General features: G+C 72.5%; 16 protein-coding genes. 12 read left to right on the top strand and 4 right to left on the bottom strand.

What is annotated here, in order from left to right; all coding sequences use genetic code 11:
- The first annotated feature begins 59 nt into the window (after window positions 1–59).
- A complete protein-coding gene (folE, locus tag CK485_RS08760; protein ID WP_109448768.1) occupies window positions 60–665 on the top strand; it encodes a GTP cyclohydrolase I FolE in 606 nt (201 codons plus the stop codon).
- A 104-nt stretch (window positions 666–769) separates the two neighbouring features.
- Here the strand turns inward: folE and CK485_RS08755 are convergent, their stop codons facing one another.
- On the bottom strand, window positions 770–1,891 hold the full coding sequence (locus CK485_RS08755) for an alpha/beta hydrolase-fold protein (RefSeq protein ID WP_109448766.1): 1,122 nt from the start codon (window positions 1,889–1,891) through the stop codon (window positions 770–772).
- A 199-nt stretch (window positions 1,892–2,090) separates the two neighbouring features.
- Between CK485_RS08755 and CK485_RS08750 the strand changes: the two genes are divergently transcribed.
- From CK485_RS08750 to CK485_RS08725, 6 genes are all read left to right on the top strand, one after another.
- Window positions 2,091–3,923 carry a phosphatidylglycerol lysyltransferase domain-containing protein gene (locus tag CK485_RS08750; protein ID WP_109448764.1) on the top strand — a complete coding sequence of 611 codons (1,833 nt, stop codon included), beginning with the start codon at window positions 2,091–2,093 and terminating at the stop codon, window positions 3,921–3,923.
- 38 nt (window positions 3,924–3,961) lie between these two features.
- Entirely contained in the window at window positions 3,962–4,816 is an 855-nt protein-coding gene (gene folP / locus CK485_RS08745; RefSeq protein WP_109452648.1) for a dihydropteroate synthase, read from the top strand.
- A complete protein-coding gene (locus CK485_RS08740; protein ID WP_109448762.1) occupies window positions 4,813–5,343 on the top strand; it encodes a nuclear transport factor 2 family protein in 531 nt (176 codons plus the stop codon). Before folP ends, CK485_RS08740 begins: the two co-directional genes overlap by 4 nt.
- A 240-nt stretch (window positions 5,344–5,583) precedes the next feature.
- Entirely contained in the window at window positions 5,584–5,943 is a 360-nt protein-coding gene (gene folB / locus CK485_RS08735; RefSeq protein WP_109448761.1) for a dihydroneopterin aldolase, read from the top strand.
- Window positions 5,940–6,530 (top strand): 2-amino-4-hydroxy-6-hydroxymethyldihydropteridine diphosphokinase, encoded by a 591-nt coding sequence (gene folK, locus CK485_RS08730; RefSeq protein WP_109448759.1) that lies wholly within the window; start codon window positions 5,940–5,942, stop codon window positions 6,528–6,530. The genes folB and folK overlap by 4 nt, the downstream gene beginning before the upstream one ends.
- Window positions 6,531–6,568: 38 nt before the next feature.
- Window positions 6,569–7,057 carry a DUF3180 domain-containing protein gene (locus CK485_RS08725; protein WP_109448757.1) on the top strand — a complete coding sequence of 163 codons (489 nt, stop codon included), beginning with the start codon at window positions 6,569–6,571 and terminating at the stop codon, window positions 7,055–7,057.
- 42 nt (window positions 7,058–7,099) lie between these two features.
- On the opposite strand, the gene CK485_RS08720 is transcribed toward CK485_RS08725, so the two are convergent.
- On the bottom strand, window positions 7,100–8,233 hold the full coding sequence (locus CK485_RS08720; protein WP_109448756.1) for a betaine/proline/choline family ABC transporter ATP-binding protein: 1,134 nt from the start codon (window positions 8,231–8,233) through the stop codon (window positions 7,100–7,102).
- Between the two features lie 183 nt (window positions 8,234–8,416).
- Between CK485_RS08720 and CK485_RS08715 the strand changes: the two genes are divergently transcribed.
- From CK485_RS08715 to CK485_RS08700, 4 genes are all read left to right on the top strand, one after another.
- Complete coding sequence (locus tag CK485_RS08715) at window positions 8,417–9,139, top strand: ABC transporter permease (RefSeq protein ID WP_109448754.1); 723 nt, start codon at window positions 8,417–8,419, stop codon at window positions 9,137–9,139.
- Window positions 9,139–9,864 (top strand): ABC transporter permease, encoded by a 726-nt coding sequence (locus tag CK485_RS08710; protein WP_109448752.1) that lies wholly within the window; start codon window positions 9,139–9,141, stop codon window positions 9,862–9,864. Before CK485_RS08715 ends, CK485_RS08710 begins: the two co-directional genes overlap by 1 nt.
- Window positions 9,849–10,832 carry an ABC transporter substrate-binding protein gene (locus CK485_RS08705; RefSeq protein WP_241968234.1) on the top strand — a complete coding sequence of 328 codons (984 nt, stop codon included), beginning with the start codon at window positions 9,849–9,851 and terminating at the stop codon, window positions 10,830–10,832. Before CK485_RS08710 ends, CK485_RS08705 begins: the two co-directional genes overlap by 16 nt.
- A 184-nt stretch (window positions 10,833–11,016) precedes the next feature.
- Window positions 11,017–11,952 carry a hypothetical protein gene (locus CK485_RS08700; RefSeq protein WP_109448748.1) on the top strand — a complete coding sequence of 312 codons (936 nt, stop codon included), beginning with the start codon at window positions 11,017–11,019 and terminating at the stop codon, window positions 11,950–11,952.
- Window positions 11,953–12,028: 76 nt separating this feature from the next.
- On the opposite strand, the gene CK485_RS08695 is transcribed toward CK485_RS08700, so the two are convergent.
- Window positions 12,029–13,171, bottom strand: coding sequence for an NADH-quinone oxidoreductase subunit D (locus tag CK485_RS08695; RefSeq protein WP_109448746.1), 1,143 nt, complete (start codon window positions 13,169–13,171; stop codon window positions 12,029–12,031).
- A 12-nt stretch (window positions 13,172–13,183) separates the two neighbouring features.
- Window positions 13,184–14,218 (bottom strand): SAM-dependent methyltransferase, encoded by a 1,035-nt coding sequence (locus CK485_RS08690; protein WP_109448744.1) that lies wholly within the window; start codon window positions 14,216–14,218, stop codon window positions 13,184–13,186.
- Window positions 14,219–14,401: 183 nt separating this feature from the next.
- On the opposite strand from CK485_RS08690, the gene CK485_RS08685 reads away from it, so the two are divergent.
- The gene (locus CK485_RS08685; RefSeq protein WP_109452646.1) at window positions 14,402–15,604 is read left to right on the top strand and encodes a histidine kinase; all 1,203 of its coding nucleotides are present in this window, start codon (window positions 14,402–14,404) and stop codon (window positions 15,602–15,604) included.
- Window positions 15,605–15,612 lie beyond the last annotated feature (8 nt).

Raw genomic sequence — 15,612 nt, 5'->3', positions numbered from 1 at the left:
GCCTGGGGGGCGCGGCTTTTCGCACGTGCGCGCGCACGCTGTAAAGGAACGAGGCTCATATGACCGACCCGGTGACGCTGGACGGCGTCGGCCCTGCCGGCGAGTTCGACGAGAAGCGGGCCGAGAACGCGGTCCGGGAACTGCTCATCGCGGTGGGCGAGGACCCCGACCGCGAGGGCCTGCGCGACACCCCCGCCCGGGTGGCCCGCGCCTACAAGGAGATCTTCGCGGGCCTGTGGCAGTCCCCCGAGGACGTGCTGACCACCACGTTCGACCTCGGGCACGACGAGATGGTGCTGGTGAAGGACATCGAGGTGTACTCCACCTGCGAGCACCACCTCGTGCCGTTCCACGGCGTGGCGCACATCGGCTACATCCCGGCGACCTCCGGCAAGATCACCGGCCTGTCCAAGCTGGCCCGGCTGGTGGACGTCTACGCCCGCCGCCCGCAGGTGCAGGAGCGGCTCACCACGCAGATCGCCGACTCCCTGATGGAGATCCTGGAGCCGCGCGGCGTGATCGTCGTGGTGGAGTGCGAGCACATGTGCATGTCGATGCGCGGCATCCGCAAGCCCGGTGCCAAGACCACCACCTCGGCGGTGCGCGGCCAGCTGCGGCACGCGGCCACCCGGGCCGAGGCGATGAGCCTGATACTGGCCCGCTGATCCCCAGGGCAGACCGGCCCCGGAAACCACCGCGGCCAGGAAGGCGTCGCCTTCCTGGCCGCTTTGTCTGCGAACGGATCGCCGCCCCGCTTCGGGGCCCGGGGTCACTGCGTGAGGTGCTGGCTCAGCTGGTCGAGGGCGGCCGGCAGCTCACGGTTCCACGTGGTGAAGTTGTGGCCGCCGCTCGGCAGGATGATCGACGCGACCTGCATCGGCTGCTTGACCGCCTTGATGAACGCCAGCGTCTGCTTGTAGTTGCCCTCGCCCTTGCGGCTGGTCGTCACCAGGGTCCAGATGTCGGGGGCCGGCTTGTGCTTCAGCCACCACATCATGTCGCTCTCGTTCTTCAGCTGGGCGCTGCCGCCGAACAGGTCGCCGGTGGTCGGGTCGTTGTGGGTGCTGTAGTAGCCGGACAGCGCGACCGACGCCGAGAACGCCTCGGGGTGCTGCATCGACATCTTCACCGCGCAGTACCCGCCGGTGGAGTCGCCCATGATGCCCCAGTTCTGGGCGCTCGGGCCGACCCGGTAGTTGGCCGAGATCGCCTGCCGCAGGTCCTTGGTGAAGAAGGTCTCGACCTGCGGGCCGTTCGGGACGTCCATGCACTCCGTGTCGCGCGGCGGCACCACCGAGGGCCGCAGCATGACCAGGATCATGGGCTGCATCTTGCCCTTCTGGATGTGCTCGGTCGCCGTCTGCGGGTACTTCATCCGGGTGATCAGCGACTCGGCGGTGCCCGGGTAGCCGGTCAGTATGACCGCGGCCGGGAAGTTCTCCTTGCTGAAGCCGGGCTGGAAGTACTGCGGGGGCAGGTAGACGTAGGCCGGGGTGACGATGCCGGTCTTCGCACCCTTTATCTCCACCTTGTCGATCCGCCCGGCCTTCGCCGCGTTGCCGCCGCCCGCCACGCCGACCGCCTCGTGGCCCAGGTGCTGCAGGCCGAGCTTGCCGGGGGTGCCGCCGGAGGAGTAGTCCACCACCTGGCCGGGGTCCTGGTCGGTGCCCAGCAGGTCGGAGAAGGAGGAGTAGAAGCCGAAGTACGAGTTGATCGCCAGACCCAGCGCCGCCAGGATCGTCAGCTGGCCACCGAAGAGCAGGCCGACCCGGCCCGCCACCGGCTTCACTCCGGTACGGGAGAGCCGAGGCCACAGCCAGATCGTGGCGCAGAACATGGCCACCGCGAGGACGACGACCAAGACCAGGAGCTTTTTGCTGGTGAGACCCATGAGGCGCTTTCCGTTCGGTGGTTCGGCCGTCCTGGCCCGGGAGTGGAACCCCGGGGCCCGTGTTCACGTCCTAGAGGGCGCCTGACGCAGCGCGTGGGCGTATCAGGGCCGCAAGATCCGCTTATCGGGGCTGGGAGACCGATGTCTGCACAGAAAGATGCCGATTGCCTCAAAGGGGTTCCGTCAGAGGGCGGCATCGATGACTGAGGCGTCCGCCACACGGAAGCGCCGGGTGGTTCTCGTACCCGGGACGAAGGCACCCGCTCTGGTGGGCACGGTGTGCGCCCTGATCGGGCTGCTGAACCTGGCCAACGGCATCATTCCGCGGTTCCGGCACAGCCGTATCCACACCTGGGCGGGGTATCTGCCGGGCACCGTGAGCAGCATCGCGGCCGCCGCGTCGATCATCGTTGGCCTCCTGCTGCTGATGCTCGCCCACGGCCTCAAGCGCCGCAAGCGACGTGCCTGGACGGCGGCGGTGGTCCTGCTTCCGGCGGGGGTGGCCGCGGAAGCGCTGCACCACCACGTGTCCCCGGTGGACGTCGTGCTCTCGATCGGACTGTTCGTCACTTTGCTGACCCATCGGGAGCAGTTCGCGGCGCTCTCCGATCCTCGTACCCGCTGGCGCGCGGTCTACAACTTCGTGGTGCTCAGCATCGTCTGTTTCGGCATCGGTTTGCTGATCGTCAGTTCCCACCCGAAGTCGGAAATGGGCGACCCGGGATTCCTCGACCGGTGCCAGACGGTCTTCTACGGGCTCTTCGGCCTCGGCGGCCCGGTGCACTACGCCTCGGACCGCACCGCCGACCTGGTCGGCTACTCGCTGGGCGGCCTCGGTTTCCTGATCCTCTTCACCACCGCGTACCTGGTGCTGCGGCCGGAGCACCCGACCGCGGTGCTGGGCGCGGAGGACGAGGAGCGGTTGCGGGGGCTGCTGGCCAAGCACGGACGGCGTGACTCGCTGGGCCACTTCGCGCTGCGCCGCGACAAGTCGGTCGTCTTCTCCGCCACCGGCAAGGCGGCCATCTCCTACCGCGTCATCTCCGGCGTCATGCTCGCCAGCGGCGACCCGATCGGCGACGTGGAGGCCTGGCCGGGCGCCATCGAGCGGTTCATGGACGAGGCCAGGGCGCACGCCTGGATCCCGGCGGTCGTCGGGTGCAGCGAGACCGGCGGCGAGGTGTGGACCCGCGAGACCGGTCTTGACGCCCTGGAGCTGGGCGACGAGGCGATCGTGGAGACCGGGTCCTTCTCGCTGTCCGGCCGGGCGATGCGCAACGTGCGGCAGATGGTCAAGCGCGTCGAGCGCAACGGCTACACCTGCCGCATGCGCCGGGTGAGCGAGCTGACCGAGGAGGAGCGGGCCCGGATCCGCTCGGCGGCGGCCGACTGGCGCGGCACCGACACCGAGCGCGGCTTCTCGATGGCGCTGGGCCGCTTCGGCGACCCGGAGGACGGCGACTGCGTGGTCGTCACCGCGCACAAGACCGAGGAGAACGACCCCTCGCCGCACGGCGACCTCAAGGCCGTGCTGCACTTCGTGCCGTGGGGCAAGGACGGCATCTCGCTGGAGCTGATGCGCCGCGACCGCTCGGCCGACGCGGGGATGAACGAGCTGCTGATCGTGCACGCGCTCAGCAACGCACCCGAGATGGGCATCACGCGGGTGTCGCTGAACTTCGCGATGTTCCGCTCGGCGCTGGCCCGCGGCGAGCGGATCGGCGCCGGCCCGGTGCTGCGTTTCTGGCGCGGCCTTCTGGTCTTCCTCTCCCGCTGGTTCCAGATCGAGTCGCTGTACAAGTTCAACGCGAAGTTCCAGCCCGTCTGGGAGCCGCGGTTCATGGTCTTCCCCAACAACCGCGACCTGCCCAGGATCGGCTTCGCGGTGATGCAGGCGGAGGCCTTCATCACCCTGGAGCTGCCCGCCCGGGTGCGCCGCTGGATTCCCGGTGTCAGCCGGGAGCCGCGCCAACAGGAGTGCGCGCATCCGCAGGACAAGCGAGTGACCCCGCTCGGCCGTAAGGCCGCCTGACCGGCCTCGGCCCGCCGCGCACCGCCTACGCTTTGGGTATGAGTACGTTGCGAGGCCGGGTGGCGGGTCTGCCCGATTGGGACCGCTGCGCGGTGATGGGCGTGGTGAACGTCACGCCCGACTCGTTCAGCGACGGCGGGCTGTGGTTCGACGCGGAGCGTGCCGTCAAGCACGGCCTGGACCTGATCGCCGCCGGCGCGGACCTGGTCGACGTCGGCGGCGAGTCCACCCGCCCCGGCGCCCGCAGGGTCGACGAGCCCGAGGAGCTGCGCCGGGTGATCCCGGTGGTGCGGGAGCTGGCCGCGGCCGGTGCGGTGGTCAGCGTGGACACCATGCGGGCGTCGGTGGCGGAGCGGGCCGTCGAGGCGGGCGCCCGGCTGGTCAATGACGTCAGCGGCGGCCTGGCCGACCCGGCGATGCTCTCCGTGGCGGCGCAGGCCCGCGTCCCGTTCGTGGTGATGCACTGGCGCGGCGCGAGCATCGACATGAACTCCCGCGCGGTCTACGGCGACGTGGTGGCCGAGGTCGTCGACGAGTTGCGGGCGCGGCTGGACGCGGTGGTCGCGGCGGGTGTCGACCCCGAGCGCGTGGTGATCGACCCGGGCCTGGGCTTCGCCAAGGACGCCGATCACGACCTGGCGCTCGTCGCGCACCTCGACCGGTTGCGTGCGCTGGGCCGTCCGCTGCTGGTCGCCGCCTCCCGCAAGCGGTTCCTCGGCCGGGTGCTGGCCGGTGGCGAGGGCGATCCGCCGCCCGCGCGGGAGCGGGACGCGGCGACCGCCGCGGTCTCCGCGATCGCGGCCCGCGAGGGGGCCTGGGCGGTGCGGGTGCACCAGGTGCGGCCGACCGCCGACGCGGTGCGGGTGGCCCGGGCGGTCGAGGCGGCGACGTGACGGCGGCCGGCGCGGGGGGTGCGGACGGCGGCGCGGCGCGGGCCGAGCGGGAGGCGGTCGAGCGCGCCAACCAGGCGTTCTACGACGCGGTGGAGGCCGGTGACCTGGAGGCCCTCGGGGAGCTGCTGCTCGACGGTGAGCAGGGCGAGTCGGTCAGCGTGGTGCACCCGGGCTGGCCGGTGCTGCGCGGGCGCGGTCACGTGCTGCGCTCGTACGCGCTGATCATGGCGAACACCGACTACATGCAGTTCTTCCTGACCGACGTGGAGATCGCGTCGGCGGACGGCACCGCGATCGTGACGTGCAGCGAGAACATCCTCAGCGGCGGTCCCGCACAGGAGGACGGGTCGGCCGGGGACCTGGTGGGCGGTCTGGTGGTGGCCACGAATGTGTTCCGCCGCACACCGGCGGGCTGGCGGCTGTGGTCCCACCATGGATCGCCTGTGCTGTCCGACGGCCCCGAGGAGGAGGACGGCGGGACCGGTACCGCCGGGGGGTACCCGCAGGGCCCGGACGAGTCCGCCTGAGCCGCCCGGCGGGTGACGGGCCGTCAGCCAGGTCAACGCCGTGCACACGATCGAGCCAACAATGCGGCCGCAGGGGAGTGCGAGCCCGGCACGCAGGGTAGGGGCGCGTCCACCGGGGACCCCCGTGGGAACGGGCTGTCGGTGCCCGAAGGTAGATTCGGCTCGTAGCTTTCGGCAGGGCGGCCCTCCAGACGGAGGCGGGACGGCGCCCGTACGTCTCGACCAGCAGGAGGATGTCTCGTGGATCGCGTCGCGCTGCGCGGCCTGAAGGCCCGTGGGCACCACGGGGTCTTTCCCCGGGAGCGGGAGGAGGGCCAGACCTTCCTGGTCGACCTCGTGCTCGGCCTCGACACCACCGAGGCCGCCGCCGGGGACGACCTGACCAGGACCGTCCACTACGGCATCGTGGCGGAGCAGGTGACCGCCGTCGTGGCGGGCGAGCCGGTCAACCTGATCGAGACGCTCGCCCAGCGCATCGCCGACCAGTGCTTCACGCACGAGGTGGTGCGGGAGGTCGAGGTGACCGTGCACAAGCCGGACGCCCCGATCACCGTCCCGTTCGACGACGTGTCCATCACCATCCTCAGGAGGCGCCCGTGAGTTCCGACCCGACCGTGCAGCCGGTCCCCGCCTCCGTCGAGGAGCGGGTCGACGCGGCCGACAGCACGCTGAGCAACCCCAAATGGGCCGTGGTCTCCATCGGCGGCAACCTCGGCAACCGGCTGGAGACCCTCCAGGGCGCGGTGGACGCGCTCGCGGACACCCCGGGTCTGCGGGTCAAGGCGGTCTCGCCGGTGTACGAGACCGAGCCGTGGGGCGTCGAGCCCGGCACCCAGCCGAACTACCTCAACGCGATCGTGCTGCTGAAGACGACGCTGCCGCCGTCGTCCCTGCTGGAGCGCGCCCACGCCATCGAGGAGGCGTTCTACCGGGTGCGCGACGAGCGCTGGGGCCCGCGCACCATCGACGTGGACATCGTCGCGTACCAGGACGTGGTCAGCGAGGACCCGGAGCTGACCCTGCCGCACCCGCGTGCGCACGAGCGCGCCTTCGTCCTCGTACCGTGGCACGACGTGGACCCGCAGGCTCAGCTGCCGGGCCGCGGTCCGGTCACCGAGCTGCTGGCGGGGCTGGACGCATCCGACGTACGGGAGCGCGAGGACGTGGAACTCCGGCTCCCGGAGTAGACGTTGCCGCTTCGGCGGCGACGTGTGGAGGAGACTTCGTGAAGCAGCTGCGGTTCCGGGTGCTCATCGGGCTGTTCGTGGTGGCCGGCGTGCTGGCCTGGGCGGCGGCCCGGCTGTGGAACGCGGTCGGCGTGCTGCCCGGCGTGCCGGTCGCCGCGCCCATCGTGCTGGCGCTGATCGCCGTCGTCATCCTCGGCACGGCGCTGAGCCTGCGCGCCCGGCTGCGGGCCCAGCGCGACCGCGAGCCGGACGCCAAGGGGGTCGATCCGCTGCTGGCCGCCCGCGCGGTCGTCTTCGGCCAGGCGAGCGCCCTGGTCGCGGCGCTGGTCGCCGGCGTCTACGGCGGCGTGTGCGTCTACCTGGTCGCCTCCCAGCTGTCCGTCCCCGCCCGCCGCGACCAGGCGGTCTACGCGGGCTTCGCGGTGGTCGCGGGCGCGGCGGTGGTCGTCGCGGCGGTCTTCATGGAACGCGTCTGCAAGCTCCCGGACGACGAGGACCAGGGCCCGGGCAACGCGACGAAGGCGTGAGACGCGACGAAGGCGTGAGGCGGGCCGGCGGCCCGGCTCGGCTCACGAGCCCGCGACCGACTCCAGCTCCTCGGCCCCGGAGACCGACCGCCGCAGCGCCTCGTGCAGCCCCGCGGGGGTCAGGACGCCGCGGAAGCGCTCGTCCTCGTCGAGGACGGCGACCCAGCCCGCGTCGTGCTGGAGCATCACGCTGAACGCCTGCTTGAGCGACGCGCCCAGCGGCAGCCACGCCTCCATCCGCCGGGCGTGGTCGCGCACCGCCGCGCCGTCCGCCAGCGCCTCGCGGGCCACCCAGCCGTGCAGCGCGCCGCCCTCGTCCAGCACGACCGCCCACCGCGCGTCCTGTGCCGCCAGCGTCACGGCCGCGGCGTCCACCGTGTCGTCCAGCCGCACCACCGGAGGCTGCTCCAGGTCGTCCTCGCCGATCGCGGTCACCGACAGCCGCTTGAGCCCGCGGTCGGAGCCGACGAAGTCGGCGACGTACGGCGACGCGGGGGCGCCCAGCACCGTGGCCGGGGTGTCGAACTGCTCGACGCGCCCGGCGCCGTAGACCGCCATGCGGTCGCCGAGCCGCACGGCCTCCTCGATGTCGTGGGTGACGAACAGCACCGTCTTGCGGACCTGCCGCTGAAGACGGAGGAACTCGCTTTGCAGGTGGTCGCGCACCACCGGGTCGACCGCGCCGAACGGCTCGTCCATCAGCAGCACCGGCGGGTCCGCGGCGAGCGCCCGGGCCACGCCGACGCGCTGGCGCTGGCCGCCGGAGAGCTGATCGGGGTAGCGGTCGCCGTGGACGGCCGGGTCGAGGCCGACCAGGTCCAGCAGCTCCGCCGCGCGCTCGCGGGCCTTGCGCCGCGACCAGCCCAGCAGGTGCGGCACGGTCGCGGTGTTCTCCAGCACGGTCTTGTGCGGGAACAGGCCCACCTGCTGGATGACGTAGCCGATGCGGCGGCGCAGCTTCACCGGGTCGACGCCGGCGATGTCCTCGCCGTCGACCAGGATGCGGCCCTCGCTCGGCTCGATCAGCCGGTTGACCATCTTCATCGTCGTCGTCTTGCCGCAGCCGGACGGGCCCACGAGGGTGACCAGCTCGCCCTCGGCGACCTCGAACGACAGGTCGTCCACGGCGGTGGTGCCGTCCGGGTAGCGCTTGGTGACGTGCTCGAAACGGATCATGCGCCCTCGTTGCTCGCGGTCTGCGGGTGCCCCGACCGTAGGTCTGCCGGTGCCCCGACCGTACCCTGCCGCCCGGATGTGAAGGCCGTGTTGCCGGGATGTGGCGGTCCGGCCCGGTTGTCGGTGCCCCGGGTTAGGCTCGCGGAGCACTCGGAGAAACGGACGGGACGGGGGAGGTGCGCGATGGCGGCGGACAACTGCCTGGTGGCCAACGACTGGATCTGCGGTGAGTACGTGCGCACCCGCGCGCACGACCTGACCGCGGCGACCCTCCAGCACCTGTGGATCACCGGGGTCTCGGTGGCGCTCGCGCTGGTGGTGGCCTTCCCGCTGGCGCTGGTCGCGCGGCGCTGGAAACCGGTCGCCGGGCCCGTGCTGGGCTTCACCACCGTGCTCTACACGATCCCCTCGCTCGCGATGTACTCGCTGCTGCTGCCGGTCTTCGGGATCTCCGCCTCGGTGGTGGTGACCGGCCTGGTGCTCTACTCGCTCACCATCTTGGTGCGCAACATCCTCGCGGGACTCCAGGCGGTGCCAGAGGACGCCCGGGAGGCGGCGCGCGGCATGGGCTACGGGCCGCTGCGCCTGCTGCTGCGGGTCGAACTGCCGCTCGCGCTGCCCACGGTGATGGCGGGACTGCGCATCGCCACCGTCTCCGCGGTCTCGCTCACCACGGTCGGCGCCATCGTCGGCTACGGCGGCCTGGGCAACCTCATCTACGACGGCATGAACACCCTGTTCAAGGCGGAGGTGCTGACCGCCTCGGCGATCTGCGTGGTGCTCGCGGTCGCCGCCGACCTGCTGCTGCTCGGTGTGCAGCGGCTGCTGACGCCCTGGACGCGCACGCGGCGCACGGCCCGCTCCGCCCGCGCCTCCCGAGCCCGTACCGGAGAGGCGGCGGCCTGATGGACGCGATCGGTCAGGCGTGGGACTGGCTCACCACCGGCGCCAGTTGGTCCGGCGGCGACGGCATCTGGCACCGGCTGGGCGAGCACGTCTACCTCACCGTCGTGTGCCTGGCGGTCAGTTGCGCGCTGGCGCTGCCGGTCGCCCTGGTCCTGGGCCACCTGCGGCGCGGCGGCACGCTGGCGATCAACCTGTCCAACGTCGGCCGCGCGGTGCCCACCTTCGCGGTGCTGGTGCTGCTGGTGCTCAGCCCGCTGGGGCGGTACGGGCAGTGGCCGACGGTGATCGCGCTGGTGCTGTTCGCCGTGCCGCCGCTGCTGACCAACGCCTACGTGGGGATGACCGAGGTCGACCGCGACGTCGTGGAGTCGGCGCGCGGGATGGGCATGACCGGCACCCGGATACTGCTGCGGGTCGAACTGCCGCTGGCCTTCCCGCTGATCATGACCGGGGTGCGCACCGCCGCCGTGCAGATCGTCGCCACCGCCACCCTCGCCGCGCTGCCGGGCGGCGGCGGTCTGGGCCGGCTGATCACCGCGGGCTTCGCCCAGCAGCACACCTACCAGGTGGTGGGCGGCGCGGTGCTGGTCGCGGCGCTGGCGCTGTTGGTCGAGGCGGTCTTCGCGGGGGTGGCGCGGTTCGGCGATCCGCTGCGCCACCAGCGCCGCTCACGTCGCGCAGGAGTCAATTCCCGTGGAATGTCGAAGAGATGGGTGACCGAATGAACAAGGGCCTGCGCGGCGTGCGTGCCGTGGGCGCGGTGTCGGTGGCGGCGGTCCTGGCCGCGTCGCTGTCCGCGTGCGGCGGCAAGTCGCTGGAGGACAAGGGCGGTTCCGCCTCGGCGTCCGGCGGCGGCAAGGGATCGCTGGTCATAGGATCCGCCGGATTCACCGAAAGCGAAGTGCTGGCGCAGTTGTACGCGAAGCTGCTGTCGAACGCCGGTTACGCCACCTCCGTCAAGACGGTGCAGAACCGCGAGCTTTATGAACCGGCTCTGGAGAAGGGCCAGATCGACGTCGTTCCGGAGTACGCGGCGACTCTCGCGGAATTCCTCAACCAGAAGGTGAACGGCGCCTCCGCGCGTCCCGTCGCCTCTCCCGACGTGGCCTCCACGGTGGCGGCACTGACGAAACTCGCCACCCCGCGCGGCCTGAAGGTGCTGCCCGCCGGCCAGGCGGTGGACCAGAACGCGTTCGCGGTCTCGAAGGCCTTCGCCACCCAGCACCACCTCAAGACCCTCTCCGACCTGGGCAAGTCGGGCCTGAAGGTGAAGCTGGCGGCCGGCGACGAGTGCCCGGACCGGCCGTACTGCGAGCCGGGGCTGAAGAAGAGCTACGGCATCGACGTCACCGGCATCGACCCCAAGGGCGTGGGCACCCCGCAGTCCAAGCAGGCGGTCAAGGACGGCACCGACCAGCTGGTGCTGACCACCACCACCGACGCGACGCTGGACCAGTTCGGCCTGGTGCTGCTCACCGACGACAAGCACCTGCAGAACGCCGACTACGTGCTGCCGGTGGTCAACGCCGCGCACGCCGGGTCCGCGGGCGTCGCCGACGCGCTGGACAAGCTGACGAAGGTCCTCACCACCGCCGACCTGACCCAGTTGGACAAGCAGGTCGACGCGGACCGCGAGAAGCCCTCCGACGTCGCCGACGCGTATCTGAAGTCGAAGGGCCTGCTCGGCAGCTGAGCGACCGGGAGAGCCGAGTGATCGAGAGCGGGGCCCGGCAAGATCGTTCTTGTTGGGCGGAATGTGTTTGCGTGAATGCCCTGCGTGTATATCGGGCCCCGCAATCCCGTATGTGACACAACAGGTTGTGCGAAATCGGGCCGTCGGCTCCCGCCGGCTCCTTTTCCACGCTAAGTTTCAAGCCATGCCACGTGGACGACACCGCCATTCACCGCCGCTGCACCGGCTTCTTCCCCCTTTGACGGTCGCCGGGTCCGCCTCGGTCGTCGCCGTCGGTGCCTGGTTCAGTCCCACCGGTGACGACGGCGTGGTGCTGCGCGTGCTGGTCGCGGCGGCGGCCGCCGCCGCGTGCGCCGGAGCGGTCCTGCTGCGCCAGTGGGACCGCGCCGCCGGCAAGCGGGTCTCCGATCTGGAGGCCGCCCGGGTGCGCGACGAGTGGCACACCGACGAGCGCATAGCCGAGCTGGAGAGCGACGTCGAGGAGTCCCGCGAGCTGCGGCACCGCCTGGAGCGCGAACTGCGCGCCAAGCGGGCCGAGATGGGCCGCCTGCGCGGGGAGCACGCCGCGCTGCTGCGCCGGTACGCGACCGCCGAGAGCGAGCGGGCCCGCGCGCTGGAGAGCCGCCGCCGCCTCGCCATCGAGGCCGCCGCCGCACCGAAGGCGATCGACATGCCGGCCACCGTGGCGGTCGGCCCCGACGCCTACCGCAGGGCCGCCGAGGCGCTGCGCGACTTCGGCCGCAACGCCGCCCGCCAGAAGGCCGACCGGCAGGAGGCGGAAGCCCCCTCCGGTCAGGCCCGCGACCGGGAACCCGCCGAGGAGCCCCGCGACCACCGGCTCGTCCCGGCGGCCGTCGCGACCGCCGCCGTCCTGCCGTACGCGCAGCCCAAGCGCCCGGCGGGCAGGCCGCAGGGGGGCTTCGACTTCTTCGGCGTCCACAAGACGCCCGCCGCCGACGACCTGGCGGACGTGGTCGGCGACGAGGCCGTCGCCCTCAGCAGGAGCGCCGAGCGGGAGTCCGACGCGGCGCGGGACGACAAGGACGCGGCGGTCATCGACCTGACCGCGCACGACGAGACCGAGCAGATCGACGTGGCGGTGCTGCGGGCCCACTCGTAGCCGTCGTACCGGCACGGCAGGAGGGGCGCAGGCCGCGGTGGCCGCGCCCCTCCTGCCGTGTCCCTTCCGCGGGCCGCTACTTGTCGATGTCGCCGACGACGAAGAACAGCGAGCCGAGGATCGCCACCATGTCGGCGACCAGGGTGCCCGGCAGCAGTTCGGTGAGCGCCTGGATGTTGTTGTACGACGCCGAGCGCAGCTTGAGCCGGTAGGGCGTCTTGTCGCCCTTGGAGACCAGGTAGTAGCCGTTGATCCCGAGCGGGTTCTCGGTCCAGGCGTACGTGGTGCCCTCGGGGGCCTTCAGCACCTTCGGCAGTCGCTGGTTGACCGGGCCCGGCGGCAACTGCTCCAGGCGGTCCAGGCAGGCGTCGGCCAGCTCCAGGGAGTTGTGCGTCTGCTCCAGCAGGCACTCGAACCGCGCGAGGCAGTCCCCGTCGGTCCGCGTGACCACCTTCAGCACGTCGCCCAGTTCGCCGTAGGCGAGGTACGGCTCGTCGCGGCGCAGGTCGAAGTCGACACCGCAGGCGCGGGCGATCGGCCCGGAGACCCCGTAGGCGTGCACGGTCGCGGGGGCCAGGACGCCGACGCCGCGGGTGCGGCCGCGGAAGATCTCGTTGCCGAGCACCAGCCGGTCGAAGACGTCCATCCGGGAGCGCACGTCGGCGACGGCCCGCCGGGCGCGGCCGAGCCAGCCGGCGGGCAGGTCCTCCTTGAGGCCGCCGACCCGGTTGAACATGTAGTGCATCCGGCCGCCGGAGATCTCCTCCATCACGGTCTGCAACTCCTCGCGCTCCCGGAACGCGTGGAAGACCGGGGTGATGCCGCCGAGTTCCAGCGGGTAGGAGCCAAGGAACATCAGGTGGTTGAGGACCCGGTTCAGCTCGGCGAGCAGGGTGCGGGTCCACACCGCGCGCTCGGGGACCTCCATGCCGAGCATCCGCTCGACGGCCAGCACCACGCCGAGTTCGTTGGAGAAGGCCGACAGCCAGTCGTGCCGGTTGGCCAGCATGATGATCTGCCGGTAGTCGCGGGCCTCGAAGAGCTTCTCCGCGCCCCGGTGCATGTAGCCGATGACCGGTTCGGCCTCGCGGATCCGCTCGCCGTCCAGGACCAGGCGCAGGCGCAGCACGCCGTGCGTGGAGGGGTGCTGCGGGCCGATGTTGAGCACCATGTCGGTGCCCTCGGCGGCCCCACCGATGCCGACCGTCGTCTCCGTCATGCCCACAGTCTCTCAGCCCGCGCCGCCCGCCCCTGGTCCCGGTGCCCCCGGGCCGGTCACGCGCAGCGCGGGCGGCAGCTCGGCGCGCACCGGCTGGGCGAGCCAGGTGAAGGCGCCGAGCCCGCCGGGGGCGGTCAGCTCGGCCGCCTCGCCCGCCGCGGCCAGCGCCCGCACGTAGCCCACCGGGTCGCGGGAGGCCAGCTCCAGCGGCGGCCTGGCCCCGCTCACCCCCAGCGCGCGCAGCGCGTCGCGCTGGGGGAGCAGGACCGCGCCCGGGCCCCGGCAGGCGTCCAGGGCGACGTGGCAGGTCAGGTCGCACGTGCCGTTAGGCACCGGCCGCACCTCCCGCCCGCCGCGGAAGCCGGTCAGCGTGCCCAGCGGTGGGCGGGCCCCGCGTTCGTGCGCGTAGTCCACCGCGACGGCCAGCCCCTCGGCCAGCTCCCCGGCCGCCGCCGCCCAGGCGAGGTCGCGGGGCCGCCCGATCTCGGCGCGCGCCCCGGGCTCACCGGCGATCGGCCACCAGCGCGCCAGCCATGCCGCGTCCGCGCCGTCCACCTCCGCGCCCGGCCGCTCGGTGCCGTCCTCGCACACCTCCACGTACCGCGGCACCCCGTCCTCCCCGGTCTCCGCGACGTCCACGGGCACGTTGTCCAGCCACTCGTTGGCGAACAGCAGCCCGCGCACGCCCCGCGGGACCCGGTCGCTCCAGCGCACCCGCTGCTCGACCCCGGCCGGGCGCGGCGCGCGCTCGACCGCGTACGGGACGAGCCGGGCGGCCAGCGCCTCCGGCACCCGGGCCAGTACCCCGGTCAGCAGTTCACCGCGTCCGGCGCCCACGTCGACCAGGGCCAGCCCGTCCGGGTGACCGAGGGCCGCGTCCACCTGCTCCAGCAGCCGGGCGACCGCGCCCGCGAAGAGCGGCGAGGCGTGCACCGAGGTGCGGAAGTGCCCGGCGGGACCGGGTCCGTCAGGGGTCACGAAGAAGCCGTCGGGCCCGTACAGTGCCCGCTCGGTGGCCTCCCGCCACCCGCACCACCGCGTCGTCACCGCTCCACCGTAGGCGCCGCGGACACGCGCCCGGCCCGCCGCCTTCGGCGAAGGCGGAGCCCTGCGCCCCGGCCCCCGGCGCCTGCGGTCCACCCGGCGTCCACCTTGGGGAGTACGCGCCCCGCGCAGGATCGCTCTACCGGCTGACCCCCGTACTCGCCACCCGTGCCTACGCTGGGTTACGTGCAGCGCCTCTACGACTTCCTCCGCAGACACCCGACCGGGGTCGACTCCTTCTGGGCCGTCATCCTGCTCGGCATGTCGGCGCTCCAGGTCCTGGAGGAGAGCGGGCACGGCGGCCTGAACCGGCTGGCCATGGCGGGGACATCGGGGCTGCTGTGCCTGGTGTGGGCGCTGCGCCGGCGCTACCCGGAGAAGATGCTGCTGCTGGCCATCGCGGCGGGCGTCGCCCAGCTGGTGCTGGACACCCAGGTGGTCGTCGCGGACTTCGCGATGCTGATGATCGTCTACACGGTGGCGTCCTGCGGAGCCCGCTGGGCCTCGCGGGTCGCCCTCCTCGGCGCCCTGAGCGCGGCCGCGCTGGCCGACTGGCGCTGGCCGTCCAACGTCGACAGCAGCGGCAACCGGATCGTCAGCGTGGTCTTCCTGACCGTCCCGTTCGCGCTGGCCTGGGTGATCGGCGACAGCGTGCGCACCCGCAGGGCGTACTACGCGCAGCTGGAGGAACGCGCCGAGCGGCTGCACCGCGAGAGGGAGGCGCAGGCCAAGGCCGCGGTCGCCGCCGAGCGCGCCCGGATAGCGCGTGAGCTGCACGACGTGGTCGCGCACAACGTGTCGGTGATGGTGGTGCAGGCGGACGGCGCGGCCTACGTGCTGGACTCCTCTCCGGACCAGGCCAAGCAGGCGCTCGGCACGATCTCGCAGACCGGCCGCCTGGCACTGGCCGAGATGCGCCGACTGCTCGGGCTGCTGCGCGCCTCCGACGACAGCGGCGGCGAGTACGTGCCGCAGCCCGGCGTCGACCAGCTCGGCGACCTGATCGAGCAGGTGCGCGGCGCGGGCCTGCCGGTGGAGTTCGCGGTGGCCGGCCGGCCGCGCCCGCTGTCCTCCGGCGTCGAGCTGACCGCGTACCGCATCGTGCAGGAGGCGCTGACCAACACCCGCAAGCACGGCGGCCCCGACGTGAGCGCCACCGTGCGGCTGACCTACGGCGACGCCGAACTGCGGATGCTCATCGAGGACGACGGCCGCGGCGCCCAGCGCGAGCACTACGAGAACGGCGCTGGCGGGGCGGACGGCCTCGGCCAGGGCCTGATCGGCATGCGGGAGCGGATCGCCATGGTCGGCGGCACGATCGACACCGGCCCGAGGCCCGGCGGCGGCTTCCGGATCGCCGCGGCGCTGCCCCTGAAGCCGGCCCGCTGACCCGTCCT

The organism is Streptomyces sp. ICBB 8177, from assembly GCF_003144095.1.
Classification (GTDB): domain Bacteria; phylum Actinomycetota; class Actinomycetes; order Streptomycetales; family Streptomycetaceae; genus Streptantibioticus_D.
This window is presented reverse-complemented; position numbering and strand designations above follow the sequence as displayed.